The organism is Streptococcus sp. 1449, from assembly GCF_013276805.1.
Lineage (GTDB): Bacteria > Bacillota > Bacilli > Lactobacillales > Streptococcaceae > Streptococcus > Streptococcus pseudopneumoniae.
The window spans coordinates 27,381-52,889 of the sequence record NZ_VMLS01000009.1; the positions used below are offsets into that span (position 1 = coordinate 27,381).

The window sequence follows — 25,509 nt, forward strand, 5'->3', positions numbered from 1 at the left end:
TCTTGAGAGTTGCTCTCAAGACTTATTTTTGACAAGGAGAGACGGACAATGGCGACAGAAAAGCTATCACCTGGCATGCAACAGTATGTGGAGATTAAAAAGCAATATCCAGATGCGTTTTTGCTCTTTCGGATGGGTGATTTTTATGAATTATTTTATGAGGATGCGGTCAATGCTGCGCAGATTCTGGAAATTTCCTTAACGAGTCGCAACAAGAATGCCGACAATCCGATTCCTATGGCGGGTGTCCCCTATCATTCTGCCCAACAGTATATCGATGTCTTGATTGAGCAGGGCTATAAGGTGGCTATCGCAGAGCAGATGGAAGATCCTAAACAAGCAGTTGGGGTTGTGAAACGAGAGGTTGTTCAGGTCATTACGCCAGGGACAGTGGTCGATAGCAGTAAGCCGGACAGTCAGAATAATTTTTTGGTTGCCATAGACCGTGCTGGCAATCAATTTGGCCTAGCTTATATGGACCTGGTGACGGGTGACTTTTATGTGACAGGTCTTTTGGATTTCACGCTGGTTTGTGGGGAAATCCGTAATCTCAAGGCTCGAGAAGTGGTGCTGGGCTATGACTTGTCTGAGGAAGAGGAACAAATCCTTAGTCGTCAGATGAATCTGGTACTTTCCTATGAAAAAGAAGGCTTTGAAGACCTTCATTTACTGGATTCACGATTGGCAGCTGTGGAGCAAGCGGCATCTAGTAAATTGCTCCAGTATGTTCATCGGACTCAGATGAGGGAATTGAATCACCTCAAGCCTGTTATCCGCTATGAAATCAAAGATTTCTTGCAGATGGATTATGCGACCAAGGCTAGTCTGGATTTGGTTGAGAATGCTCGTTCAGGCAAGAAGCAAGGCAGTCTTTTCTGGCTTTTGGATGAAACCAAAACGGCTATGGGGATGCGTCTCTTGCGTTCTTGGATTCATCGTCCTTTGATTGATAAGGAACGAATCGTCCAACGTCAAGAAGTGGTGCAGGTCTTTCTTGACCACTTCTTTGAGCGTAGTGATTTGACAGACAGTCTCAAGGGTGTTTATGACATTGAGCGCTTGGCTAGTCGTGTTTCTTTTGGCAAGACCAATCCCAAGGATCTCTTGCAGTTGGCGACTACCTTGTCTAGTGTGCCACGGATTCGTGCGATTTTAGAAGGGATGGAGCAACCTGCTCTAGCCTATCTCATCGCACAACTGGATGGAATTCCTGAGTTGGAGAGTTTGATTAGCGCAGCGATTGCTCCTGAAGCTCCTCATGTGATTACAGAAGGTGGTATTATCCGAACTGGATTTGATGAGACTTTAGACAAGTACCGTCGCGTTCTCAGAGAAGGGACTGGCTGGATTGCTGAGATTGAGGCTAAGGAACGCGAAAACTCTGGTATCAGTACGCTCAAGATTGACTATAATAAAAAGGATGGCTACTATTTCCATGTGACCAATTCACAACTGGGAAATGTGCCTGCTCACTTTTTCCGCAAGGCGACGCTGAAAAACTCAGAACGCTTCGGTACCGAGGAATTAGCTCGTATCGAAGGCGACATGTTGGAGGCGCGTGAGAAGTCAGCTAACCTAGAGTACGAAATTTTTATGCGCATTCGTGAAGAGGTCGGCAAGTACATTCAGCGTTTGCAGGCTCTAGCTCAAGGAATTGCGACCGTTGATGTCTTGCAAAGTCTGGCGGTTGTAGCTGAAACCCAGCATTTGATTCGACCTGAATTCGGAGATGATTCGCGAATTGATATCCAGAAAGGACGCCATGCTGTCGTTGAAAAGGTTATGGGGGCTCAGACCTATATTCCCAATACGATTCAGATGGCAGAAGATACCAGTATTCAACTGATTACAGGACCCAACATGAGCGGGAAGTCAACCTACATGCGTCAGTTAGCCATGACGGCGATAATGGCCCAGTTGGGCTCTTATGTGCCAGCAGAAAGTGCCCATTTACCTATTTTTGATGCTATCTTTACCCGTATCGGAGCAGCCGATGATTTGGTTTCAGGCCAATCAACCTTCATGGTGGAGATGATGGAGGCCAACAATGCCATTTCGCATGCAACAAAGAATTCCTTGATTCTTTTTGATGAGTTAGGTCGTGGAACTGCAACTTATGACGGGATGGCTCTTGCCCAGTCCATCATCGAATACATCCATGAACATATCGGAGCCAAGACCCTCTTTGCGACCCACTACCATGAGTTGACTAGTCTGGAGTCTAGTTTACAACACTTGGTCAATGTCCACGTGGCAACCTTGGAGCAGGATGGGCAGGTCACCTTCCTTCACAAGATTGAACCAGGGCCAGCTGATAAATCCTATGGTATCCATGTTGCCAAGATTGCTGGTTTACCGGCTGATCTTTTAGCGAGAGCGGATAAGATTTTAACGCAACTGGAGAGTCAGGGGCAAGAAAGTCCTGCTCCTATGAAACAAACAAGTACTGTCTCAGAACAAATTTCACTCTTTGATACGACTGAAGAACATCCTATCCTAGCAGAATTAGCTAAACTGGATGTTTACAATATGACACCTATGCAGGCTATGAATGTCTTGGTCGAGTTAAAACAGAAACTATAAAGAGAAAATTACTAGTCATTCTAGCTGTATCAAGGAGACTTCTTTGACAATCCCCCACTTTTTTGCTAGAATAACATCACACAAACAGAATGAGAAGGAGCTGACACATTGTCGCTCCCTTTTGTCTATTTTTTAAGGAGAAAGTATGCTGATTCAGAAAATAAAAACCTACAAGTGGCAGGCCTTGACTTCGCTTCTGATGACAGGCTTGATGGTTGCTAGTTCACTTCTGCAACCGCGTTATCTGCAGGAAGTCTTAGACGCCCTCCTTGCTGGAAAATATGAAGCTATTTATAGTATCGGGGCTTGGTTGATTGGTGTGGCCGTAGTCGGTCTAGTTGCTGGTGGACTCAATGTTGTCCTCGCAGCCTATATTGCCCAAGGAGTTTCATCTGACCTTCGGGAGGATGCCTTCCGTAAAATCCAAACCTTTTCTTATGCTAATATTGAACAATTTAATGCGGGAAATCTAGTCGTTCGCATGACAAATGATATCAACCAGATTCAGAACGTCGTCATGATGACCTTCCAAATTCTTTTCAGACTCCCCCTCTTGTTCATCGGTTCCTTTATCTTGGCAGTTCAAACCTTACCTTCTCTGTGGTGGGTGATTGTTCTCATGGTAGTCTTGATTTTTGGTTTGACTGCTGTCATGATGGGAATGATGGGGCCTCGTTTTGCCAAGTTTCAAACCCTTCTTGAACGCATCAATGCTATTGCCAAGGAAAATCTGCGTGGCGTTCGCGTGGTCAAGTCCTTTGTCCAAGAAAAAGAGCAATTTGCTAAGTTTACGGAGGTTTCAGACGAGCTTCTTGGTCAAAACCTTTACATTGGTTATGCCTTTTCAGTAGTGGAACCTTTCATGATGTTGGTCGGTTATGGGGCGGTATTCCTCTCTATTTGGCTAGTTGCAGGGATGGTTCAGTCGGATCCGTCAGTTGTTGGCTCCATTGCTTCCTTTGTCAATTACTTGAGCCAGATTATCTTTACCATTGTTATGGTTGGATTTTTAGGAAATTCTGTCAGTCGTGCCATGATTTCTATGCGTCGTATTCGAGAAATTCTTGACGCAGAGCCAGCCATGACCTTCAAGGATGTCCCAGATGAAGAGTTGGTCGGAAGTCTTAGCTTTGAAAATGTGACCTTTACCTATCCAATGGATAAGGAACCGATGCTGAAAGATGTGAGCTTTACTATTGAACCTGGTCAGATGGTTGGTGTAGTTGGAGCCACTGGTGCAGGAAAGTCAACCTTGGCTCAATTGATTCCACGTCTCTTTGACCCGCAGGAAGGGGCTATCAAAATCGGAGGCAAGGATATTCGCAAAGTGAGTGAAGGAACCCTGCGTAAAACTGTTTCTATCGTTCTCCAACGTGCTATTCTCTTCAGTGGAACCATTGCAGATAACTTGAGACAGGGCAAAGGAGATGCCACTCTATTTGAAATGGAGCGTGCAGCCAATATTGCCCAAGCCAGTGAATTCATTCATCGTATGGAGAAAACCTTTGAAAGTCCAGTTGAGGAACGAGGAACCAACTTCTCAGGTGGACAAAAACAAAGGATGTCGATTGCGCGTGGGATTGTCAGCAATCCACGTATTCTGATTTTTGACGATTCGACCTCGGCCTTGGATGCTAAGTCAGAGCGCCTGGTTCAAGAAGCCTTGAATAAGGACTTGAAGGGAACAACAACCATTATCATCGCTCAAAAGATTAGCTCGGTTGTTCATGCAGATAAAATCTTGGTTCTAGATCAAGGACGATTGATTGGTCAAGGTACGCATGCAGACTTGGTTGCCAACAATGCCGTTTACCGTGAAATCTATGAAACACAGAAAGGAAAGGAGGAGTAATATGAAGACAGTTCAATTTTTTTGGAATTATTTTAAAGTCTATAAGCTATCATTTTTAGTTGTTATCCTGATGATTGTTCTGGCAACTCTTGCCCAAGCCCTCTTTCCGGTCTTTTCTGGACAAGCAGTGACGCAGCTAGCTAATTTAGTTCAAGCTTATCAAGATGGCAGTCCAGAACTTGTTTGGCAAAGTCTATCAGGAATCATGGTCAATCTTGGCCTGCTGGTTTTGGTTCTCTTTATCTCCAGTGTCATATACATGTGTCTCATGACGCGCGTGATTGCAGAGTCGACCAACGAGATGCGCAAAGGCCTCTTTGGCAAGCTTGCTCGCTTGACGGTTTCTTTCTTTGACCGCCGACAAGATGGCGATATCTTGTCTCGTTTTACCAGTGATTTGGATAATATCCTCCAAGCCTTTAACGAGAGCTTGATTCAGGTCATGAGCAATATTGTTTTATACATTGGTCTGATTCTTGTCATGTTTTCGAGAAATGTGACGCTGACCCTCATCACCATTGCCAGCACACCAGTGGCCTTCCTCATGTTGATTTTCATCGTGAAAATGGCACGCAAATACACCAATCTCCAGCAGAAAGAGGTAGGGAAGCTCAACGCCTATATGGATGAGAGTATCTCAGGCCAAAAAGCCGTGATTGTGCAAGGAATTCAAGAGGATATGATGGCAGGATTTCTTGAACAAAATGAGCGCGTACGCAAGGCAACCTTTAAAGGAAGGATGTTCTCAGGAATTCTGTTCCCTGTCATGAATGGGATGAGTCTGGTTAATACAGCCGTCGTTATCTTTGCTGGTTCGGCCGTTCTATTAAACGATAAGACTATTGAAACAAGTACAGCCCTAGGTTTGATTGTGATGTTTGCCCAATTTTCACAGCAGTACTACCAGCCTATTATTCAAGTTGCAGCTAGTTGGGGAAGTCTTCAGTTGGCCTTTACAGGGGCTGAACGGATACAGGAAATGTTTGATGCAGAGGAAGAAATCCGACCTGAAAAGGCTCCAATCTTCACTCAGTTGCAAGAAGGTGTTGAAATCAGTCATATCGATTTTTCATACTTGCCTGATAAAGCTATTTTGAAAGATGTCAACATTTCTGCCCCTAAAGGCCAGATGACTGCAGTTGTTGGGCCAACGGGTTCAGGGAAAACCACTATTATGAACCTCATCAATCGCTTTTATGATGTTGATGCTGGCGGTATTTATTTTGATGATAAAGACATTCGTGACTATGATTTAGATAGTCTTAGAAGTAAAGTGGGAATTGTCTTGCAAGATTCCGTTCTTTTTAGCGGAACCATTCGAGACAATATCCGTTTCGGTGTGCCAGATGCCAGTCAGGAAATGGTTGAGTCAGCAGCCAAAGCAAGCCACATTCACGACTATATCGAAAGTTTGCCTGATAAGTACGATACTCTTATTGATGATGAGCAGAGTATCTTCTCGACAGGGCAGAAGCAATTGATTTCCATTGCTCGAACCCTGATGACAGATCCAGAAGTTCTCATTCTCGATGAAGGCACTTCAAACGTAGATACGGTGACAGAAAGCAAGATTCAGCATGCCATGGAGGCAGTTGTAGCAGGCAAAACCAGTTTCGTTATTGCCCACCGCTTGAAAACTATTCTCAATGCTGATCAGATTATTGTCCTTAAAGATGGAGAGGTCATTGAACGTGGTAACCACCATGAACTCTTGAAACTAGGTGGATTCTACTCAGAACTCTATCACAATCAATTTGTTTTTGAATAAGAAAGAAGTTGTCCTATGGGGCAGCTTTTTCTTGTCCATAAAAAATTTTTATCACGGCCTTTAAAAAAACATATTAGACGAAAGACGTTTTGAGTGATAAGATAGGACTATCGTTAATATTCGAAAGGAGAGACATCATGCCTAGAACCGTTGTAGGAGTTGCTGCAAATCTATGTCCCGTAGACACAGAAGGCAAAAACATTCATTCATCTGTATCTTGTAGATTCGCAGAGAGCATTCGTCAAGTCGGTGGTCTCCCTCTAGTCATTCCTGTTGGTGATGAGTCAGTTGTACGCGATTATGTAGAAATGATTGACAAATTGATTTTGACAGGAGGCCAAAATGTTCATCCTCAGTTTTATGGAGAGAAAAAGACCATCGAGAGCGATGATTATAATCTGGTCCGTGATGAATTTGAATTGGCACTCTTGAAAGAAGCACTCCGTCAGAATAAACCAATTATGGCAATCTGTCGCGGTGTCCAACTTGTCAATGTTGCCTTTGGTGGAACCCTCAATCAAGAAATCGAAGGTCACTGGCAAGGACTACCTTTCGGAACATCTCACTCTATTGAGACAGTGGAAGGAAGCGTGGTTGCCAAGCTATTTGGAAAAGAAAGTCAGGTCAATTCCGTCCATCGTCAGAGTATCAAAGAATTGGCATCTAATTTCCGTGTAACTGCTATTGATCCGAGAGATCAAACCATTGAAGCGATTGAATCTATCGACGAACACCGCATTATCGGTTTGCAGTGGCATCCAGAGTTTCTGGTTAATGAAGAAGATGGTAATTTAGAATTATTTGAGTATTTATTGAATGAACTGTAACGACTGGAACATCTAGTCGTTCTTTCTTTTATTTTTTCAAAATTTTTGGAATGTGACATTTTTACGCAAACGTTTGAATTCTGATAAAAATTGGAGAAATTCGACAAAAAAGCTTGAAAAAAACGAAGGTAAGCGTTATGATAGAAAAGAAGAAATATTGGAGGAATAACATGTCACATATTAAATTTGATTATTCAAAAGTTTTAGACAAATTTGTTGCACCACATGAAGTGGAATACATGCAAGCACAAGTTACAGCTGCTGACGAATTGATCCGTAAAGGAACTGGTGCTGGTAGCGACTTCTTGGGATGGTTGGACCTTCCTGAAAACTACGACCGCGAAGAATTTGACCGTATCTTGAAAGCTGCTGAGCAAATTAAGTCAGACAGCGATGTTTTGGTTGTGATCGGTATCGGTGGATCTTACCTTGGTGCCAAAGCAGCAATCGACTTCTTGAACCACCACTTTGCAAACTTGCAAACAAAAGAAGAACGTAAAGCTCCACAAATCCTTTACGCTGGAAACTCAATCTCATCTACTTACCTTGCTGACTTGGTAGAGTACGTAGCTGACAAAGACTTCTCAGTAAACGTGATTTCTAAATCAGGTACAACAACTGAACCAGCGATTGCTTTCCGTGTCTTCAAAGAACTCTTGGTTAAGAAATACGGTCAAGAAGAAGCCAACAAACGTATTTACGCAACAACTGACCGCCAAAAAGGTGCTGTTAAGATTGAAGCAGACGCTAACGGTTGGGAAACATTTGTTGTTCCAGATGATATCGGTGGACGCTTCTCAGTATTGACAGCCGTTGGTTTGCTTCCAATCGCAGCATCAGGAGCTGACATCAAAGCCCTTATGGAAGGTGCGAATGCAGCTCGCAAAGACTACACTTCAGATAAAATCTCTGAAAACGAAGCTTACCAATACGCAGCAGTTCGTAACATCCTTTACCGTAAAGGCTATGCAACTGAGATCTTGGTAAACTACGAGCCATCACTTCAATACTTCTCAGAGTGGTGGAAACAATTGGCTGGTGAGTCAGAAGGAAAAGATCAAAAAGGTATCTACCCAACTTCAGCCAACTTCTCAACTGACTTGCACTCACTTGGTCAATTTATCCAAGAAGGAACTCGTATCATGTTTGAAACAGTTGTCCGTGTTGACAAACCTCGCAAGAACGTGATTATTCCTAGCTTGGAAGAAGACCTTGATGGACTTGGTTACCTTCAAGGAAAAGACGTTGACTTTGTAAACAAAAAAGCAACTGACGGTGTTCTTCTTGCACACACAGACGGTGATGTACCAAACATGTACGTGACTCTTCCAGAGCAAGATGCTTTCACTCTTGGTTACACTATCTACTTCTTCGAATTGGCTATCGCTCTTTCAGGTTACTTGAATGCTATCAACCCATTTGACCAACCAGGTGTTGAAGCCTATAAGAAAAATATGTTTGCCCTTCTTGGGAAACCTGGATTTGAAGAGCTCGGTGCAGAACTGAATGCACGTCTTTGATTCTCATATATGTTGAGCTAATTCAGAATAAAAAAGATCCACAAGTTCATTTCTTGTGGATTTTTAGTACAAGCCTTTTAATTAGTTTATCATTTTTTTGAACAGTGTAAAAAAGAGTGTCTTAATTCTTTTATGAAAGCGCTGTATAATTGCCTTGTAAATAAAACTTGAGAGGTATCAAAATGAATGATTGGTTAAATATAAAAGGCAAAACAGTTCTTGTGACGGGTGCGTCATCTGGGATCGGTAAGGCAATCGTTGAAGAATTGCTGGAATTAGGTGTCAATGTAGCGAATTTTGACCTTAGCGACAACGATTTGCGTCACCCGAATCTATTATTTGTAAAAGTTGATGTAACTTCTCGCTCTGAAGTAGAAGTAGGAGTCGCTAAAATAGTTGAAAGATTTGGCAATATTGATGCGGTGGTCAACAATGCGGGGATTAATGTCCCTAGATTATTAATTGATGCAGAAAATCCTAAAGGTCCTTACGAGTTAGACGATGAAACGTTTGAAAAAGTAACAATGATTAACCAAAAAGGTCTGTATTTGGTTAGCCAGGCAGTAGGCCGGATTCTGGTTCAAAATAGAAAAGGTGTAATTGTAAACATGGCTTCAGAAGCAGGCTTGGAAGGTTCTGAAGGACAAAGTGCCTATGCTGCCACGAAAGCAGCAGTCTATAGTTACACTCGTTCATGGGCGAAAGAGCTTGGTAAACATGGTGTACGTGTGGTTGGAATTGCTCCAGGAATTATGGAAGCTACGGGTCTTCGAACTCTTTCTTACGAGGAAGCTCTTGCTTATACCCGTGGAAAGACGGTAGAAGATATTCGAGCTGGTTATGCTTCAACTTCAACGACTCCATTGGGACGGAGTGGGAAACTACGGGAAGTAGCTGATCTTGTAGCGTTCTATATTTCAGACCGTTCTAGCTATATAACAGGTGTCACTACAAATATTGCCGGAGGTAAAACTCGCGGTTAAAAAAATGAAGGTGAGGAAGAGAGTTGACCTTAGTAAATCGATGGTATAACATTTTAGAAAAAATGGTCTCACAGCCAACTTATTTCTTGGTAGATATGCGCTCGGAGCTGGATATTAGTATGCAAACCTTGCAAAAGAGTATCCAACAATTAAATGATGTTTTGGCTCCTAATATCCAGATTATCTCACAAGATGATCAATTAATGTTAGAAGTGTATGACTATACAGAGTTGGAAAAGATTTTATCTGGTAGTTTAAAACAGGAGAGTGACTTCAATTCTTCCAGTAAAAGAATCGCCTATTTGCTAAAACGTTTAATTGAGTCAACCTCCCCTCTTCTTATTGACGATTTGGCTGAGGAAGTAGGTGTTAGTAGAAGTACCCTTAATAAGGATTTAAAACAAGTAAAATCTTTGGCAGAGAGTTACTCTATCACTATTTCAGGAAAGCCCAATCGTGGGCTGGAGGTCTTGGGGAGCGAGCTGAATTTGCGCTTGCTCTATATTCACCAAGTGGCTCCTTACTTTGAAGGAAGGACACTCACTGAGGCAACATCTTCTTTTCTGGAGACGCTAGTCCAGGATTATAAAATCCCTAAAGAAACACAGGAGCTCCTTCGAAAGACCCTTTCAATTATGGTGGATCGTATTCATACATCTAGGGTGTTGAATTGTCCTATTCCCTACTATAGGAATGATTTAACAGAGACACATTTGGCTGAGAAATTAATCTATCATATTGAGGTGACTTATAAGATTTCCCTCAGTCAGTTTGAGATAGACTTTTTGTGTTTTCCGTTTAATGTCCGTTTTATTGACACTTTAAGCAAGCCGTCTTATCAATCTGAACAGCTTGCATACATTTTTCAAGGGATTGTCAAGAAAGTCAAAGAAACTATGTTGGTTCACTTTGATGATGAAGAATTATTTGAAGAAATCAAGTCTCATTTAGGGTCCTTAATCAATCGACTGATTTTCCATGTGCAAGCTAATGATATATTTCATGGCGAGGTTCAAACTCAATATCCTTTTGCTTTTGAAATGGCGAAAATTGCTGGAGAAGAACTATCTACAATTTTTGGTTCTGAATTGGAATTATCTGAAATCGGATATCTGGCTTTGTATTTTGAAATGATTTTAAGAAAACAAAATTCTGCTGTTAAGGGTTCTCGCAAGCAGATAGCTGTGGTTTGCACAACAGGAAGAGGAACTGCTGCGATGATTATCCAGCAACTCAGACGAGTCATTGGAAATGATGTAGACATTACTCAGTATTCTGAAGAGGATTTTAATGTGGAATTGAATCAGGACTATTTCGCGATTTTTACGACAGTTCCTCTAAAATATAAAGATTCTAAATCTCCAGTCATTCAAGTTAATCATCTTTTTGATGATCAATGGCTGCAGGAAGAATGGCAGAAAGCCAATGCTTTTCATCAAAAAAATCTAGAAACAGTCAGCTTACGTTTTATTCGATTAAGCCCCCAAAAAACCTATCAGCAATACTTGCTAAATATGTCTGCGGAGTTAGAGAAACTTCAGATGATTGATGAAGGTTTTAGAAATCGGATAATTGATAGGGAGAAAAAGCAATCAACCATTTTTGGTGGAGGAATTGCGTTCCCCCATACAATTAACCAGGGTTATGCAAAGACTATTTTAATGTTCGGAAAACTAGAAGAGCCTTATCAAAAAGGAGATGAATGGATTGAATTTATCTTTCTAGTCGCCATACCCTCAGAAATTGAAAGAAAAATGGAAAGTGAATTGCTGGAATTGTATGACGACATTTTTCGAATTGCAGGAGAGCCTTCTCTAAAAGAAGCATTGAGGGCTGTAGAAACAGAGACAGAGTTTCTATCATTTTCTAAGAGCAAAGGAGTATTTTAATGAATTCGATAATAATTTTCGCTGTATTTGTCATGGCAGCTTATATATTTCAAATGTTCCTCGGCTGGCAGCAACTGAAAGACTTCAATAAGACCTATACGATGCTCCGGAAACTGGGGCGCGTAGCGATTGGCAGGAAATCCGGAAGAATCAAATCCGGTACGATTGTCATGTTCGCGGTTGATGAAAACGGTCGGGTTCTTAAAGCTAGCAAAATGCAAGGAGTCACAATCTTAGCGCGTTTTCAAAATATGGACGATTATGTTGGAGAAGACATCCATTATTTTGACAAGTATAATCCTCTTGTGAGAAAAGAAAATAAGTTGATGCAATCAGCTATAGAAGATGCTAGAAAAGTCTATCTTTGGCATGAGGCAGGTATTGAGAAAGAGACAAGTTCTTCTGATTCTTTTCTGGGATTCGGCTTTTATGCGGCTTACTTACAATTATCTATTAAACAGTTATTTAAAAAAAAATAAGAAAAGGAGTTCCTTATGAATTATATTACAGAATTTGCAGAGAGTTTTATGAAACTCTTCCAATTAGGTGGAGAAACCTTTATTAGCTGGATGACAAATATTGTACCTCTTGTCTTGATGCTATTGATTGCAATGAATACCCTTATCGCTTTCTTGGGAGAAGAGAAGGTCAATTCCCTAGCTAAGATTTCTGCCAAAAATCCTGTTAGCCGGTATATGATTTTACCTTTCATTTCAGCCTTTATGCTGGGGAATCCGATGGCGATTAGTATGGGACGTTTCTTACCAGAATATTATAAACCTAGTTTTGTAGCAGCTCAGATGCAGTTCTGCCATACTTCAAATGGTGTATTCCCGCATATCAATCCTGGGGAGTTGTTTGTATGGGTGGGAATTGCAACAGGAATTCAAAATTTAGGTTTAAGTCAAACGGACTTAGCCATTCGTTACATGCTTGTTGGGATTGTCATGAACTTTGTAGGCGGTTGGGTAACCGATTTTACAACTGCTTATGTAGCAAAACAGCAAGGTGTTACCTTGAGTAAAACATTTGATTGATAGAAAGAGTGAAATTATGTCATATAAGAGTATAAAAGTTGTTAAAGGAAATGGTGGTTTCGGGGGCCCTTTGGTCATTACACCTAGTGAGGCTAAGCATAAATTCATCTATATCACTGGTGGCGGAGAAAAGCCAGATATTGTAGATAAAATTGCTGATTTGACCGGTATGGAAGCTGTTAACGGGTTTAAAACTTCTATCCCAGATGAGGAAATTGCTTTAGCAATCGTAGATTGCGGCGGTACTCTTCGCTGCGGTATTTATCCTAAAAAGGGGATCCCTACAATCAATATTGTCGCTACAGGGAAAAGTGGCCCTCTAGCTCAATATATCACCGAGGAAATCTATGTGTCAGCAGTTGGCCTTAATCAAATTTCTGCTGCTAATGAAGACGAAAAAGCGACAACTGTGGTAACTGAAAAGCCAACTTACGATACTAGTAAAAAAATTACAGAGCAAAAAGCTGAAACAAGTATTGTAGCACGAATTGGGATGGGCGCTGGGAAGGTCGTTGCGACTTTCAACCAGGCTGCTCGTGAAGCCATTCAGACAATGCTCAATACAATCATTCCTTTCATGGCCTTTGTTTCCTTGCTGATTGGGGTTATTCAAGGTTCAGGTGTTGGAAATTGGCTGGCAAAATTAATGGTTCCCCTGGCGGGGAACATCTGGGGGCTCATTTTGATTGGCTTTATCTGTTCCTTGCCATTCCTATCTCCTTTGTTAGGCCCCGGAGCTGTTATCAGTCAGATTATCGGAACCTTAATTGGAGTCGAAATCGGAAAAGGAAATATTCCACCCCAAATGGCTCTACCAGCTATATTTGCTATCAACACCCAAAACGGTTGTGATTTCATCCCTGTAGCACTCGGTCTATCTGAAGCCAAAGCTGAAACAGTTGAGGTTGGTGTTCCTTCTGTACTTTATTCACGCTTTCTAAATGGTGTTCCGCGGGTGCTAGTAGCTTGGATAGCTAGTATTGGCCTTTATCAGTAGAACTTTGATAGATGCACGTAAACACAGCAACTATTATGTTAAACTTATCTATAAGCATAAGTTTATGACAGATTTGAGAAAGGATGAATAGGAATTAGATGAAGAAAATTTTTGAAGCTAAAGTAATTCAAGTGGGGCTTGAAGCTCAGAATATGATTCAAGACGCTAATATGCTCATTTTATTTGGAGAAGAAGCTCCGGAAGATTTAGCAGAGTATTGTTTTAAAATCGATAACAAAAATCTTCTAGGTGCAATACTAGAAGGTGGAAAGCTGGTCGTAGATAGTCAGGAATATTCGATTACTGCCGTAGGAAATGTAGTAGAAAAAAATTTAACTGGACTGGGGCATATCACGATTTCTTTTGATGGTTCAAAAGAGGGGAGCCTTCCTGGTACACTCCATGTCGCAGCAGACCAAGCAGTAGTACTTGAGAAAGGTTCTACCATTCAGATTTTCGAAGCTGCCTAAGTAAGATAAAATATCTAATTAAGAATACTAGAAAAATAAGAGTCTAAAAACTTGAATCAGAGCCTGGGCAAAAAGTCCAGGCTTTTGAGTCTAAATTTAAAAAAACAGATAACTTAGTGGTTGATTGGCATCTTCCTTCGCTTTGTAAGTCCCAAAGATTGCCTGATCAACTGTGCGGGGGGAGGTGGAAGACGAACTTTTTAACTTGTTTGAAGTTCTTTCCCACTCTCTTTTTTGATAGGAAAAATAATTTATATTATAATATTGTGAAATTTGTCATTGTTTTTCAATGTTTTCGCAATATGACAAATCAACAAAATTTATAAGGAGAAAAGCATGCCAGAATAAGACGGTCAAGGTCAAGCGCAAAGGGCTTGGCAAGTCAATCAAACTAGCCAGCCAGTGCAAGGGAATTTCCAGCAGATGCATCTACAAGGGGTGCCTGAACAGAAGGAAAAGATCAAAAAGGTATCTACCCAACTTCAGCTAATTTCTCAACTGACTTGCACTCATTGGGTCAATTTATCCAAGAAGGAACTCGTATCATGTTTGAAACAGTAGTCCGTGTTGACAAACCTCGCAAGAACGTGATTATCCCTAGCTTGGAAGAAGATCTTGATGGACTTGGTTACCTTCAAGGAAAAGACGTTGACTTTGTAAACAAAAAAGCGACTGACGGTGTTCTTCTTGCCCACACAGATGGTGACGTACCAAACATGTACGTGACTCTTCCAGAACAAGATGCTTTCACTCTTGGTTACACTATCTACTTCTTCGAATTGGCTATCGCCCTTTCTGGTTACTTGAATGCTATCAACCCATTTGACCAACCAGGTGTTGAAGCTTATAAACATAACATGTTTGCCCTTCTTGGAAAACCAGGATTTGAAGAATTGAGCAAAGAACTTAACGCACGTCTATAATAATAGAAGAAAAGAGTGGTTTGTCCACTCTTTTTACTCTCTTTATCCATAGAAATTGGACTCAGCCAAGACTTGTGATATAATATAGAGAGCAAAAAGGCAGACGCCTAGAGACTTTATAGGAGAAACTATGTCAAAAGATATCCGCGTACGTTACGCACCAAGTCCAACAGGACTACTACACATCGGGAATGCCCGTACAGCATTGTTTAATTACTTGTATGCGCGCCATCATGGTGGAACATTTCTCATTCGTATCGAAGATACTGACCGTAAACGCCATGTCGAGGATGGTGAACGTTCACAACTTGAAAACCTTCGCTGGTTAGGCATGGATTGGGATGAAAGTCCAGAATCACATGAGAATTATCGCCAGTCTGAGCGTTTGGACTTGTATCAAAAATACATCGACCAACTGTTAGCTGAAGGAAAAGCCTACAAATCTTACGTCACAGAAGAAGAGTTGGCAGCTGAACGCGAACGCCAAGAAGCAGCAGGTGAAACACCTCGCTATATCAACGAATACCTTGGTATGAGTGAAGAAGAAAAAGCGGCTTACATCGCAGAACGTGAAGCAGCAGGGATTATCCCAACGGTTCGTTTGGCTGTCAATGAGTCAGGTATCTACAAGTGGCATGATATGGTCAAAGGTGATATCGAATTTGAAGGTGGCAATATCGGTGGTGACTGGGTTATCCAAAAGAAAGACGGTTACCCAACATACAACTTTGCCGTTGTCATCGATGACCATGATATGCAAATTTCTCACGTAATCCGTGGAGACGACCACATTGCTAATACACCAAAACAGCTCATGGTTTATGAAGCGCTTGGTTGGGAAGCTCCAGAGTTCGGTCACATGACCTTAATCATCAACTCTGAGACTGGTAAGAAGTTATCTAAACGTGATACTAATACACTTCAATTTATCGAAGATTACCGAAAGAAAGGTTACCTTCCAGAAGCAGTTTTTAACTTTATTGCTCTTCTTGGTTGGAACCCAGGTGGCGAAGATGAGATTTTCTCTCGTGAAGAATTGATTAAACTTTTCGATGAAAACCGCCTCAGCAAGTCTCCAGCAGCCTTTGACCAGAAAAAACTAGACTGGATGAGCAATGATTATATCAAGAATGCAGACCTAGAAACTATCTTTGAAATGGCAAAACCATTCCTAGAAGAAGCAGGTCGATTGACTGACAAGGCTGAAAAATTAGTTGAGCTCTATAAACCACAAATGAAATCAGTAGATGAGATTATCCCATTGACAGACCTCTTCTTCTCAGACTTCCCAGAATTAACTGAGGCTGAGAAAGAAGTCATGGCAGGTGAAACAGTCCCAACAGTTCTTGAAGCCTTCAAAGCAAAACTCGAAGTGATGACAGATGATGAATTCGTGACAGAGAATATCTTCCCACAAATTAAAGCAGTCCAAAAGGAAACAGGTATTAAAGGGAAAAATCTTTTCATGCCTATTCGTATCGCAGTTTCAGGTGAAATGCATGGGCCAGAATTGCCAGATACTATCTTCTTGTTAGGTCGTGAAAAATCAATCCAGCATATCGAAAATATGTTAAAGGAAATCTCTAAGTAAGAAGGGTACAATAATGGACATCTGGGAAAAGATGTACGAAGAAGCACAGAAACTATACAATCCACATGAAGTATCAGACTTTGTTTATGCCAATCATGTTGTAGCTGCAGTAGAAGCAGAAGATGGACAAATATTTACAGGTTTCTGTATGGAGGGAACCTGTGGTGTTTTCCATCTCTGTGCAGAACGGGCGGCCCTCTTCAATATGTACCAATTTTCAGGACAAACTAAGGTTAAGAAAGTATTAGCCTTTCGAGATAAAGCACCTTATGGTGGAAGTTCAGGAATGCCCTGTGGCGCTTGCAGAGAATTCCTTTTAGAGTTGAACGCTGAAAATAAAGATGCAGAATTCATGATGGACTACGATACAAGAAAGACAGTGAAAGCCGCAGAACTAATGCCCTATTGGTGGGGAGAAGAACGTGCTTCTAAGTTTAATAATCAATAGAAGAGTCAGTATAATTCTGGCTCTTTTTACTATAATTTGAAAAACTGTACTTGAAAAAATGAAAAAAGTTTAAAAAAGTAGAAAATCTAATTGCTACTGCTATTTCCGGTGGTGTGGCAGGCATTGGTAATTTGGTAAAGAAAAAAGGATTGGCAGTTGCTAAAGCTACTTTAAGTAGGGTAGCTAAAAAAGCTGCTATTCGTTTAGGCATTTATAGCAATCGGTTATCTGAACTTCTTGAACGTATATTTGATTATATTAACATTTTCTACAATGTAGGTTATGCGGTAGCTCAATGGGTTGATGCTAGGGATGTATATCCAAATAATGGACGGATTAATTTCTGGGCTTAAATCTATGTGTAAGATTTTATTATCTTTGTTTTTGTTTGTTTTCTTATTTCATTTGCTAGCACATTACATTTTTGGATTTGATCAGTTGAGTGTTACCCAATTATTATTATCTTCGATTTTTGTTGCAGGTATCAGAAAAATTGGAGATGAGTCATAAGAGAGAAAGCAGAAGTTAGAGGCTAGCTTCTGCTTTTTTATCTACATTGCTTTACCGGTAAATAAAAAAGTTAAAAATATCACAAAAATACCTAAAGAGCCAATTGAAAAGGCTTGCAATTATATTATAAATAGTACATTTAAAAAACGGAGGAGTGCTTTATGAAAGCCTATACTTATGTTAAACCAGGACTTGCTTCTTTTGTTGATGTAGACAAACCAGTTATTCGCAAGCCAACAGACGCTATTGTGCGTATCGTAAAAACCACTATTTGTGGAACAGACCTCCATATTATCAAAGGGGATGTCCCTGCTTGCCAAAGTGGTACCATTCTTGGTCACGAAGGGATTGGGATTGTGGAAGAAGTTGGAAAAGGAGTTTCGAACTTCAAAAAAGGCGATAAGGTCTTGATTTCTTGTGTCTGTGCCTGTGGTAAATGCTACTACTGTAAAAAAGGAATTTATGCCCACTGTGAAGACGAAGGGGGCTGGATTTTTGGTCACTTGATTGATGGTATGCAGGCTGAGTATCTACGTGTCCCTCATGCAGATAACACTCTTTACCACACTCCAGAAGACTTGTCAGATGAAGCCTTGGTTATGCTATCAGACATTCTGCCTACTGGGTATGAAATTGGTGTCTTGAAAGGAAAAGTAGAACCTGGTTGTAGCGTAGCCATTATTGGTTCAGGTCCAGTTGGATTGGCTGCTCTCTTGACAGCTCAGTTCTACTCACCAGCCAAATTGATTATGGTGGACTTAGACGATAACCGCTTGGAAACTGCTTTATCATTTGGTGCGACTCACAAGGTTAATTCTTCAGACCCTGAAAAAGCGATTAAAGAAATTTATGATTTGACAGATGGCCGTGGTGTAGATGTCGCTATCGAAGCTGTTGGTATTCCTGTAACATTTGATTTCTGTCAAAAGATTATCGGTGTAGACGGAACAGTTGCCAACTGTGGTGTACATGGTAAACCAGTTGAATTCGATTTGGACAAACTTTGGATTCGCAACATCAATGTAACAACTGGTTTGGTATCTACAAATACAACTCCACAATTGTTGAAAGCACTTGAAAGTCATAAGATTGAACCAGAAAAATTGGTAACTCACTATTTCAAACTCAGTGAAATTGAAAAAGCCTACGAAGTCTTCGGTAAGGCAGCAGACCACCATGCCATTAAGGTCATCATCGAAAACGATATTTCAGAGGCTTAAGTAGTAAAAAGATTTTGGAACATAAGCAAATAGAAATTCAGTCATCATAGGATGGCTGGATTTTTTATCAAAAAAATTAAGAAATGAGCATATTTCTTTCCTTGTTTAGCGGAATTGGTTATAATATATGGTACAAAGGAATGAATGAATATGTATCGTGTTATAGAAATGTACGGAGATTTTGAACCCTGGTGGTTCTTAGAAGGTTGGGAAGAAGATATTGTAGCAAGTAAGAAATTTGACCAGTATTATGATGCTCTCAAATACTACAAGACTTGCTGGTTTAGATTGGAACAAGAATCCCCTCTTTATAAAAGTAGAAGGGACTTGATGACCATTTTTTGGGACCCGGAAGATCAACGCTGGTGTGATGAATGTGATGAGTATTTACAACAATACCATTCTTTGGCTCTTTTACAGGATGAGCAGGTTATTCCAGATGAAAAACTACGTCCAGGCTATGAAAAACAAACAGGTAAGGAAAGGCACCGTTCTTGCCGTATGAAAGTAAAATAGAGAAAAAGTAACTTTTTGGAGTTGCTTTTTTATTTTTTCCAAATCTTTGCGAATAGTATAGGTGAGGAGGTAGGTATGGTTCAAGAAATTGCACAAGAAATCATTCGTTCGGCCCGGAAAAAAGGAGCGCAAGATATTTATTTTGTCCCTAAGTTAGATGCCTATGAGCTTCATATGAGGGTAGGAGACGAGCGCTGTAAAATTGGCTGTTATAACTTCGAAAAATTTGCGGCCGTCATCAGTCACTTTAAGTTTGTGGCGGGTATGAATGTGGGAGAAAAGCGACGTAGTCAACTCGGTTCCTGTGACTATGAATATGACCAGAAGATGGCGTCCCTACGTTTATCTACCGTAGGCGATTATCGAGGGCATGAGAGTTTAGTCATTCGCTTGTTGCACGATGAAGAGCAGGACTTGCATTTTTGGTTTCAGGATATTGAAGAATTAGGCAAGCAGTACAGGCAACGGGGACTCTATCTTTTTGCTGGCCCGGTTGGGAGTGGTAAGACGACCCTGATGCATGAATTGTCCAAGTCACTCTTTAAAGGACAGCAAGTTATGTCCATCGAAGATCCTGTCGAAATCAAGCAGGACGACATGCTTCAGTTGCAGTTGAACGAAGCAATCGGCCTAACCTATGAAAATCTCATCAAACTTTCCTTGCGTCATCGACCAGATCTCTTGATTATCGGAGAAATTCGGGACAGCGAGACGGCGCGTGCAGTGGTCAGAGCTAGTTTGACAGGTGCAACAGTTTTTTCAACCATTCACGCCAAGAGTATCCGAGGTGTTTATGAGCGTCTGCTGGAGTTGGGTGTGAGTGAAGAAGAATTGGCAGTTGTTCTGCAAGGAGTCTGCTACCAGAGATTAATCGGGGGAGGAGGAATCGTTGACTTTGCAAGCAGAGATTATCAAGAACACCAAGCAGCCAAGTGGAATGAGCAAATTGACCAGCTTCTTAAAGATGGACATATCACAAGTCTTCAGGCTGAGACGGAAAAAATTAGCTACAGCTAAGCAAAAAAATATCATCACCCTATTTAACAATCTCTTTTCTAGCGGTTTTCATCTGGTGGAGACCATCTCCTTTTTAGATAGGAGTGCTTTGTTGGACAGGCAGTGTGTGAGCCAGATGCGGACAGGCTTGTCTCAGGGGAAATCATTCTCAGAAATGATGGAAAGTTTGGGATGTTCAAGTGCCATTGTCACCCAGTTATCCCTAGCTGAAGTTCATGGCAATCTCCACCTGAGTTTGGGAAAGATAGAAGAATATCTGGACAATCTGGCTAAGGTCAAGAAAAAATTGATTGAAGTAGCGACCTATCCCTTGATTTTGCTGGGATTTCTTCTCTTAATCATGCTGGGACTACGGAACTACCTACTACCACAACTGGATAGTAGCAATATTGCCACCTACATTATTGGCAATCTCCCACAAATTTTTCTAGGAATGGTAGGTTTTGTTTCCATACTTGCCCTTTTAGCGCTAACTTTTTATAAAAGAAGTTCTAAGATGCGAGTCTTTTCTATCTTAGCACGCCTTCCCTTTCTTGGAATTTTTGTGCAGACCTATCTGACAGCCTATTATGCGCGTGAATGGGGGAATATGATTTCGCAGGGAATGGAGCTGACGCAGATTTTTCAAATGATGCAGGAACAAGGTTCCCAGCTCTTTAAAGAAATCGGTCAAGACCTGGCTCAAGCCCTGCAAAATGGCCGAGAATTTTCTCAGACGATAGGAACCTATCCTTTCTTTAAGAAGGAGTTGAGTCTCATCATCGAGTATGGGGAAGTCAAGTCCAAGCTGGGTAGTGAGTTGGAAATCTATGCTGAAAAAACTTGGGAAGCCTTTTTTACCCGAGTCAACCGCACCATGAATTTGGTGCAGCCACTGGTTTTTATCTTTGTGGCACTGATTATCGTTTTACTTTATGCGGCAATGCTCATGCCCATGTATCAAAATATGGAGGTGAATTTTTAAAATGAAAAAAATGATGACATTCTTGAAAAAAGCTAAGGTTAAAGCTTTCACACTTGTGGAGATGTTGGTGGTCTTGCTCATCATCAGCGTACTTCTCTTGCTTTTTGTACCTAATTTGACCAAGCAAAAAGAAGCAGTCAACGACAAAGGAAAAGCTGCTGTTGTTAAGGTGGTGGAAAGTCAGGCAGAGCTTTATAGTTTGAATAAAAATGAAGAGGCTACTCTAAGCAAATTACAAGCAGATGATCGCATCACAGAAGAGCAAGCTAAAGCTTATAAAGAATATCATGCAAAACAAAATAAGACTCAAACGGTCGCGGATTAAGGCCTTTACCATGCTTGAAAGTCTCTTGGTTTTGGGACTTGTGAGTATCCTTGCCTTGGGCTTGTCAGGCTCTGTCCAGTCCACTTTTGCGGCGGTAGAGGAACAGATTTTCTTTATGGAGTTTGAAGAACTCTATCGGGAAACCCAAAAACGCAGTGTAGCTAGTCAACAAAAGACTAGTCTGAACTTAGATGGGCAGACCATTAGCAATGGCAGTCAAAACTTGACAGTTCCTAAAGGAATTCAGGCACCATCAGGCCAAAGTATTACATTTGACCGAGCTGGGGGCAATTCGTCCTTAGCTAAGGTTGAATTTCAGACCAGTAAAGGAGCGATTCGCTATCAATTATATCTAGGAAATGGAAAAATTAAACGCATTAAGGAAACAAAAAATTAGGGCAGTGATTTTACTGGAAGCAGTAGTCGCTCTAGCTATCTTTGCCAGCATTGCGACCCTCCTTTTGGGACAAATTCAAAAAAATAGGCAAGAGGAAGCAAAAATCTTGCAAAAGGAAGAAGTCTTGAGGGTAGCTAAGATGGCCTTGCAGACAGGTCAAAATCAGGTAAACATAAACGGAGTTGAGATTCAGGTGTTTTCTAGTGAAAAGGGATTGGAGGTCTACCATGGTTCAGAACAGTTGTTGGCTATCAAAGAGCCATAAGGTCAAGGCTTTTACCTTATTAGAATCCCTGATTGCCCTCATTGTCATCAGTGGAAGCTTACTCCTCTTTCAAGCCATGAGTCAGCTTCTCATTTCAGAAGTTCGCTACCAGCAACAGAGCGAGCAAAAAGAGTGGCTCTTGTTTGTGGACCAGTTGGAAGCAGAATTAGACCGTTCGCAGTTCGAAAAAGTGGAGGGCAATCGTCTCTATATGAAGCAAGATGGCAAGGACATAGCCATTGGCAAGTCCAGATCAGATGATTTTCGTAAAACAGATTCTAGTGGTCGAGGCTATCAGCCTATGGTTTATGGTCTCAAATCTGCGCAGATTACAGAGGAGAATCAAGTGGTTCGCTTTCGTTTTCAATTCCAAAAAGGCTTAGAAAGGGAGTTCATCTATCGTGTGGAAAAAGAAAAAAGTTAAGGCAGGTGTTCTCCTCTATGCAGTCACCATGGCAGCCATCTTTAGTCTTTTGTTACAATTTTACTTGAACCGACAAGTCGCCCACTATCAAGACTACGCTTTAAATAAAGAAAAGCTGGTCGCTTTTGCCATGGCCAATCGAGCCAAAGATAAGGTTGAGCAAGAAAGTGGGGAACAGACCTTTAATCTGGGTCAGGTGAGCTATCAAAATAAGAAAACAAGCTTGGTGACAAGGGTTCGTACGCCGAAGAGTCAATATGAGTTTCTGTTTCCTTCAGTCAAAATCAAAGAAGAGAAAACAGAGAAAAAGGAAGAGGTAGTGACTGATTCAAGTAATCAAGCAGAGAAGAAAAAATCAGAAGAGAAGGTTGAAAAGAAAGAGAATTCCTAGCCAATCAAGCTACTTTGTGCTAAACTAAAAATATGAGACATGATTTTAACCACAAAGCAGAAACTTTTGATTCCCCTAAAAATATCTTCCTTGCAAACTTGGTTTGTCAAGCAGTCGAGAAACAGATTGATCTTCTATCAGACAAAGAAATTTTGGATGCTTTTTTTGTGAATAATCGGGGTAGATACCTATCCGAATTTTTAAATTTTCCTAGTACAAAGAAGTTGCTAAGGAACATCGCGAAAGGTTCTGTTAATCAATCCAATATAAATGCAAGGAGTAGTAAATGCGAAACAAATTTTAAAATTTTTTAAATTGAAATTTGGCTTTTAACATGAGGAGTCTCCCTTTACCAAATTTGAGTCTGCCTATCCCTTGACTATTCTTTCCTTTTCACAAACGATTCGCTTATTCAATTATAAGTTTACGTTCTCCTAGTCACAGTTCTTGTGCTTGATGGAAAGAATGACACCTATAAATATGCGAGGTAGTGGCTGTATCACTCACTTATTCACCTCCACGTGATTTGTAGTAGTGATAGACTTTCTCACTATTATTATAAAACAAAATAAAGAGCACACCACTTTTTCATTCTGTCTTGTGCCTTGAGTGAAACGAAAGGAATGGATTATAAACATAAAAGTTTAGTATATAGATTATTCCTCTCAAAATATGCAAATAAGCTAGAATACTAAATTTATAGCAGACTTAGTGAAAAGCAGAAACTAGAAATGATACTAGTTTCTGCTTTTCTCCATAATAATTAATTTCCCCTTTTTTCCTTCTAAATCTTTCTTCACAACAAAAAAACCTGAATTTCTATATGCTTTTTGAGCCAATATATTTTTTTCATTTACAGCCAATACAATATGGTTAATTTCTAATTTTAAAGTTGAGTCTATGAATTCAAATATTTTATTCAGAGCATTAGAACCATATCCTTGATTTCTGAAATTATCATCAATAGAAAATCCTCTAATAAGCGCATAATCATTTTGATAATAGCCATACTCTTTAGGACCAGTGTTTAGGTGTAGGCAAAAAAATCCAATTACTTTATGTTCTTTATTAAGTATTACTATTGGGTATCTATACTTATCTTTTTTAGACTTTTCAATAATATTTTTTGGGGTATCAGTATGTGTAATATCATTTAAAGAATAAGAACTTAAAGAATGGTAATGGTCAACTTCACTATACAAAGATAATTTCATGATAATTAATTCCTTTCTCTTTATGTAAGATACATAACTAAATAGGACTCTAGGTATGTAGATTTTTTTATGAAATGTCCTATAAAAATCAGATATATTTAGAGTTATTACTTTAGTCCTTTATTTTCATTATTAGACTTCCTGCAAAACTAGAATCCTAGTTCATGATTGATAATACCAGCAATCAAATTCATTCGTAATCCGAAGCGTTTACGATGATTTCGATAGGTTGTTGAAAATATTTTAAACGTTTTCATAGTGAAATGAAATAAGAACAGGACAAATCAATCAAGACAGTCAAATCGATTTCTAACAATGTTTTAGAAGTAGAGGTGTACTATTCTAGTTTCAATCTACTATACTTTGTCAAAAATACTCTCAACCTTGATTCTCTCCTTAGATAGCGCATGGTTACAGGCTTTCTCTTCAGCTGTTAGCGGCTTGAGTTTGCTGGATTTACGTGGAGTTTGTGCTTGAGGATATAGCTTCATGAGCCCTTGATAACCACTGTCAGACAAGATTTTACCAGCTTGTCCGATATTTCTGCGACTCATTTTGAACAACTTCATATCATGACAATAGTTCACAGTGATCTCCAAAGAAACAATTCTCCCTTGACTTGTGACAATCGCTTGAGCCTTCATAGCGTGGCATTTCTTTTTACCAGAATCATTCGCTAATTGTTTTTTAAGGCGATGGATTTTTACTTCCGTCGCATCAATCATTACCGTGTCCTCAGAACTGAGAGGAGGTCTTGAAATCGTAAAACCACTTTGAACAAGAGTTACTTCAACCCATTGACTCCGATGGGTTAAGTTGCTTTCGTGGATACCAAAATCAGCCGCAATTTGTTCATAAGTTCGATATTCTCGCACATATTGAAGTCGCCATAAGAAGGTCTTCTAGGCTTAGTTTAGGTTTTCGTCCCCCTTTTGCGTGTTTACCTTGATAAGCTGTTTTCAATACAGCTAACATCTCTTCAAAAGTGGTGCGCTGAACACCAACAAGACGCTTGAATCGTGCATCAGTTAGTTGTTTACTTGCTTCATAATTCATAGAACTACTATACCATGTTTTGTTTCGCAGGAAGTCTAATAAATAAAAACTCTTTAAAATTTTGTTGGGAAAATGGGAAAAGATATAAATGGAAACTTAGTATAACACTTGGAAAACTCTGTAAAAATAGTAAGTCAATTCATGCTTCGTTTTTTCTCTAGGGAAGTTGGGCGGCTATATTTCTATGACCATTTGTCGGAATAAACATCCCTGCCAAGAGTCAATAGAAATAAATTCAACGAAACTTTTGCTGTCAGATTTAGATGCCCAACTTGTCATTTATACTCTTTCATATAGGATTTTCTATAAGGATGGAAAAAAG

Annotated in this window: 24 protein-coding genes and 4 pseudogenes; 25 read left to right on the forward strand and 3 right to left on the reverse strand. The window is 40.3% G+C overall.

Annotation, left to right across the window (positions count from 1 at the left end; genetic code table 11):
* Nucleotides 1-48 precede the first annotated feature (48 nt).
* The 25 genes and pseudogenes from mutS to HT687_RS02490 form a co-directional block, all read left to right on the forward strand.
* Nucleotides 49-2,583 (forward strand): DNA mismatch repair protein MutS, encoded by a 2,535-nt coding sequence (mutS, locus tag HT687_RS02370; protein ID WP_031233401.1) that lies wholly within the window; start codon nucleotides 49-51, stop codon nucleotides 2,581-2,583.
* A gap of 145 nt (nucleotides 2,584-2,728) precedes the next feature.
* Nucleotides 2,729-4,435 carry a multidrug efflux ABC transporter subunit PatA gene (patA, locus tag HT687_RS02375; protein ID WP_031233400.1) on the forward strand — a complete coding sequence of 569 codons (1,707 nt, stop codon included), beginning with the start codon at nucleotides 2,729-2,731 and terminating at the stop codon, nucleotides 4,433-4,435.
* 1 nt (nucleotide 4,436) lies between these two features.
* Complete coding sequence (patB, locus tag HT687_RS02380) at nucleotides 4,437-6,203, forward strand: multidrug efflux ABC transporter subunit PatB (RefSeq protein ID WP_023935320.1); 1,767 nt, start codon at nucleotides 4,437-4,439, stop codon at nucleotides 6,201-6,203.
* Between the two features lie 137 nt (nucleotides 6,204-6,340).
* On the forward strand, nucleotides 6,341-7,030 hold the full coding sequence (locus HT687_RS02385) for a gamma-glutamyl-gamma-aminobutyrate hydrolase family protein (protein ID WP_023934053.1): 690 nt from the start codon (nucleotides 6,341-6,343) through the stop codon (nucleotides 7,028-7,030).
* A 170-nt stretch (nucleotides 7,031-7,200) separates the two neighbouring features.
* Complete coding sequence (locus HT687_RS02390; RefSeq protein WP_023935317.1) at nucleotides 7,201-8,550, forward strand: glucose-6-phosphate isomerase; 1,350 nt, start codon at nucleotides 7,201-7,203, stop codon at nucleotides 8,548-8,550.
* 182 nt (nucleotides 8,551-8,732) lie between these two features.
* Complete coding sequence (locus tag HT687_RS02395) at nucleotides 8,733-9,533, forward strand: SDR family oxidoreductase (protein WP_023934055.1); 801 nt, start codon at nucleotides 8,733-8,735, stop codon at nucleotides 9,531-9,533.
* Between the two features lie 62 nt (nucleotides 9,534-9,595).
* On the forward strand, nucleotides 9,596-11,422 hold the full coding sequence (locus tag HT687_RS02400; RefSeq protein ID WP_080673552.1) for a PTS sugar transporter subunit IIA: 1,827 nt from the start codon (nucleotides 9,596-9,598) through the stop codon (nucleotides 11,420-11,422).
* Nucleotides 11,422-11,901: a transcriptional regulator GutM gene (locus tag HT687_RS02405; protein WP_023934056.1), complete on the forward strand. Its 480-nt coding sequence runs from the start codon at nucleotides 11,422-11,424 to the stop codon at nucleotides 11,899-11,901. Before HT687_RS02400 ends, HT687_RS02405 begins: the two co-directional genes overlap by 1 nt.
* A gap of 15 nt (nucleotides 11,902-11,916) precedes the next feature.
* Nucleotides 11,917-12,459: a PTS glucitol/sorbitol transporter subunit IIC gene (locus HT687_RS02410; protein ID WP_023934057.1), complete on the forward strand. Its 543-nt coding sequence runs from the start codon at nucleotides 11,917-11,919 to the stop codon at nucleotides 12,457-12,459.
* Nucleotides 12,460-12,475: 16 nt separating this feature from the next.
* Nucleotides 12,476-13,456 (forward strand): PTS glucitol/sorbitol transporter subunit IIB, encoded by a 981-nt coding sequence (locus HT687_RS02415; protein ID WP_020992831.1) that lies wholly within the window; start codon nucleotides 12,476-12,478, stop codon nucleotides 13,454-13,456.
* A gap of 98 nt (nucleotides 13,457-13,554) precedes the next feature.
* Complete coding sequence (locus tag HT687_RS02420; RefSeq protein ID WP_023935311.1) at nucleotides 13,555-13,926, forward strand: PTS glucitol/sorbitol transporter subunit IIA; 372 nt, start codon at nucleotides 13,555-13,557, stop codon at nucleotides 13,924-13,926.
* Nucleotides 13,927-14,372: 446 nt separating this feature from the next.
* Nucleotides 14,373-14,849, forward strand: a pseudogene (pgi, locus tag HT687_RS02425) (glucose-6-phosphate isomerase); the annotation flags it as partial.
* Between the two features lie 130 nt (nucleotides 14,850-14,979).
* Nucleotides 14,980-16,440: a glutamate--tRNA ligase gene (gene gltX, locus HT687_RS02430; protein ID WP_023934278.1), complete on the forward strand. Its 1,461-nt coding sequence runs from the start codon at nucleotides 14,980-14,982 to the stop codon at nucleotides 16,438-16,440.
* 13 nt (nucleotides 16,441-16,453) lie between these two features.
* Nucleotides 16,454-16,888: a cytidine deaminase gene (locus tag HT687_RS02435; protein WP_000355903.1), complete on the forward strand. Its 435-nt coding sequence runs from the start codon at nucleotides 16,454-16,456 to the stop codon at nucleotides 16,886-16,888.
* A 113-nt stretch (nucleotides 16,889-17,001) separates the two neighbouring features.
* Entirely contained in the window at nucleotides 17,002-17,241 is a 240-nt protein-coding gene (locus tag HT687_RS02440; RefSeq protein WP_000907299.1) for a hypothetical protein, read from the forward strand.
* 318 nt (nucleotides 17,242-17,559) lie between these two features.
* Nucleotides 17,560-18,618 (forward strand): zinc-dependent alcohol dehydrogenase family protein, encoded by a 1,059-nt coding sequence (locus HT687_RS02445; protein WP_000649463.1) that lies wholly within the window; start codon nucleotides 17,560-17,562, stop codon nucleotides 18,616-18,618.
* A 150-nt stretch (nucleotides 18,619-18,768) separates the two neighbouring features.
* Nucleotides 18,769-19,134, forward strand: a complete 366-nt coding sequence (locus HT687_RS02450) for a DUF1033 family protein (protein ID WP_000286404.1) — start codon at nucleotides 18,769-18,771, stop codon at nucleotides 19,132-19,134.
* A 75-nt stretch (nucleotides 19,135-19,209) separates the two neighbouring features.
* The gene (gene comGA / locus HT687_RS02455; protein WP_000249547.1) at nucleotides 19,210-20,151 is read left to right on the forward strand and encodes a competence type IV pilus ATPase ComGA; all 942 of its coding nucleotides are present in this window, start codon (nucleotides 19,210-19,212) and stop codon (nucleotides 20,149-20,151) included.
* On the forward strand, nucleotides 20,099-21,115 hold the full coding sequence (gene comGB, locus HT687_RS02460; protein ID WP_080674617.1) for a competence type IV pilus assembly protein ComGB: 1,017 nt from the start codon (nucleotides 20,099-20,101) through the stop codon (nucleotides 21,113-21,115). The genes comGA and comGB overlap by 53 nt, the downstream gene beginning before the upstream one ends.
* 1 nt (nucleotide 21,116) lies before the next feature.
* Nucleotides 21,117-21,440 carry a competence type IV pilus major pilin ComGC gene (gene comGC / locus HT687_RS02465; protein ID WP_000738649.1) on the forward strand — a complete coding sequence of 108 codons (324 nt, stop codon included), beginning with the start codon at nucleotides 21,117-21,119 and terminating at the stop codon, nucleotides 21,438-21,440.
* Nucleotides 21,403-21,837, forward strand: a complete 435-nt coding sequence (gene comGD, locus HT687_RS02470; protein WP_007284894.1) for a competence type IV pilus minor pilin ComGD — start codon at nucleotides 21,403-21,405, stop codon at nucleotides 21,835-21,837. Before comGC ends, comGD begins: the two co-directional genes overlap by 38 nt.
* A complete protein-coding gene (gene comGE / locus HT687_RS02475) occupies nucleotides 21,800-22,102 on the forward strand; it encodes a competence type IV pilus minor pilin ComGE (RefSeq protein WP_000413380.1) in 303 nt (100 codons plus the stop codon). Before comGD ends, comGE begins: the two co-directional genes overlap by 38 nt.
* On the forward strand, nucleotides 22,065-22,526 hold the full coding sequence (gene comGF, locus HT687_RS02480) for a competence type IV pilus minor pilin ComGF (protein ID WP_000250513.1): 462 nt from the start codon (nucleotides 22,065-22,067) through the stop codon (nucleotides 22,524-22,526). Before comGE ends, comGF begins: the two co-directional genes overlap by 38 nt.
* Complete coding sequence (gene comGG, locus HT687_RS02485) at nucleotides 22,504-22,917, forward strand: competence type IV pilus minor pilin ComGG (RefSeq protein ID WP_000265633.1); 414 nt, start codon at nucleotides 22,504-22,506, stop codon at nucleotides 22,915-22,917. The genes comGF and comGG overlap by 23 nt, the downstream gene beginning before the upstream one ends.
* Before the next feature lie 32 nt (nucleotides 22,918-22,949).
* Nucleotides 22,950-23,075: pseudogene (locus HT687_RS02490) on the forward strand (SAM-dependent methyltransferase); the annotation flags it as partial.
* A gap of 579 nt (nucleotides 23,076-23,654) precedes the next feature.
* On the opposite strand, the gene HT687_RS02495 reads toward HT687_RS02490, so the two are convergent.
* The 3 genes and pseudogenes from HT687_RS02495 to HT687_RS02505 form a co-directional block, all read right to left on the reverse strand.
* A complete protein-coding gene (locus HT687_RS02495) occupies nucleotides 23,655-24,131 on the reverse strand; it encodes a GNAT family N-acetyltransferase (RefSeq protein WP_000777684.1) in 477 nt (158 codons plus the stop codon).
* 149 nt (nucleotides 24,132-24,280) lie between these two features.
* Nucleotides 24,281-24,388, reverse strand: a pseudogene (locus HT687_RS02500) (IS5/IS1182 family transposase); the annotation flags it as partial.
* A gap of 102 nt (nucleotides 24,389-24,490) precedes the next feature.
* Nucleotides 24,491-25,187, reverse strand: a pseudogene (locus HT687_RS02505) (IS5 family transposase); the annotation flags it as partial.
* Nucleotides 25,188-25,509: the final 322 nt, after the last annotated feature.

Excerpts from the sequence above, each read along its gene's own strand:
- mutS (WP_031233401.1), top strand. The coding sequence starts at position 49 with ATGGCGACAGAAAAGCTATCACCTGGCATGCAACAGTATGTGGAGATT.
- patA (WP_031233400.1), top strand. The coding sequence starts at position 2,729 with ATGCTGATTCAGAAAATAAAAACCTACAAGTGGCAGGCCTTGACTTCG.
- patB (WP_023935320.1), top strand. The coding sequence starts at position 4,437 with ATGAAGACAGTTCAATTTTTTTGGAATTATTTTAAAGTCTATAAGCTA.
- HT687_RS02385 (WP_023934053.1), top strand. The coding sequence starts at position 6,341 with ATGCCTAGAACCGTTGTAGGAGTTGCTGCAAATCTATGTCCCGTAGAC.
- HT687_RS02390 (WP_023935317.1), top strand. The coding sequence starts at position 7,201 with ATGTCACATATTAAATTTGATTATTCAAAAGTTTTAGACAAATTTGTT.
- HT687_RS02395 (WP_023934055.1), top strand. The coding sequence starts at position 8,733 with ATGAATGATTGGTTAAATATAAAAGGCAAAACAGTTCTTGTGACGGGT.
- HT687_RS02400 (WP_080673552.1), top strand. The coding sequence starts at position 9,596 with ATGGTCTCACAGCCAACTTATTTCTTGGTAGATATGCGCTCGGAGCTG.
- HT687_RS02405 (WP_023934056.1), top strand. The coding sequence starts at position 11,422 with ATGAATTCGATAATAATTTTCGCTGTATTTGTCATGGCAGCTTATATA.
- HT687_RS02410 (WP_023934057.1), top strand. The coding sequence starts at position 11,917 with ATGAATTATATTACAGAATTTGCAGAGAGTTTTATGAAACTCTTCCAA.
- HT687_RS02415 (WP_020992831.1), top strand. The coding sequence starts at position 12,476 with ATGTCATATAAGAGTATAAAAGTTGTTAAAGGAAATGGTGGTTTCGGG.
- HT687_RS02420 (WP_023935311.1), top strand. The coding sequence starts at position 13,555 with ATGAAGAAAATTTTTGAAGCTAAAGTAATTCAAGTGGGGCTTGAAGCT.
- gltX (WP_023934278.1), top strand. The coding sequence starts at position 14,980 with ATGTCAAAAGATATCCGCGTACGTTACGCACCAAGTCCAACAGGACTA.
- HT687_RS02435 (WP_000355903.1), top strand. The coding sequence starts at position 16,454 with ATGGACATCTGGGAAAAGATGTACGAAGAAGCACAGAAACTATACAAT.
- HT687_RS02445 (WP_000649463.1), top strand. The coding sequence starts at position 17,560 with ATGAAAGCCTATACTTATGTTAAACCAGGACTTGCTTCTTTTGTTGAT.
- HT687_RS02450 (WP_000286404.1), top strand. The coding sequence starts at position 18,769 with ATGTATCGTGTTATAGAAATGTACGGAGATTTTGAACCCTGGTGGTTC.
- comGA (WP_000249547.1), top strand. The coding sequence starts at position 19,210 with ATGGTTCAAGAAATTGCACAAGAAATCATTCGTTCGGCCCGGAAAAAA.
- comGB (WP_080674617.1), top strand. The coding sequence starts at position 20,099 with ATGGACATATCACAAGTCTTCAGGCTGAGACGGAAAAAATTAGCTACA.
- comGC (WP_000738649.1), top strand. The coding sequence starts at position 21,117 with ATGAAAAAAATGATGACATTCTTGAAAAAAGCTAAGGTTAAAGCTTTC.
- comGD (WP_007284894.1), top strand. The coding sequence starts at position 21,403 with ATGCAAAACAAAATAAGACTCAAACGGTCGCGGATTAAGGCCTTTACC.
- comGE (WP_000413380.1), top strand. The coding sequence starts at position 21,800 with ATGGAAAAATTAAACGCATTAAGGAAACAAAAAATTAGGGCAGTGATT.
- comGF (WP_000250513.1), top strand. The coding sequence starts at position 22,065 with ATGGTTCAGAACAGTTGTTGGCTATCAAAGAGCCATAAGGTCAAGGCT.
- HT687_RS02495 (WP_000777684.1), bottom strand. The coding sequence starts at position 24,131 with ATGAAATTATCTTTGTATAGTGAAGTTGACCATTACCATTCTTTAAGT.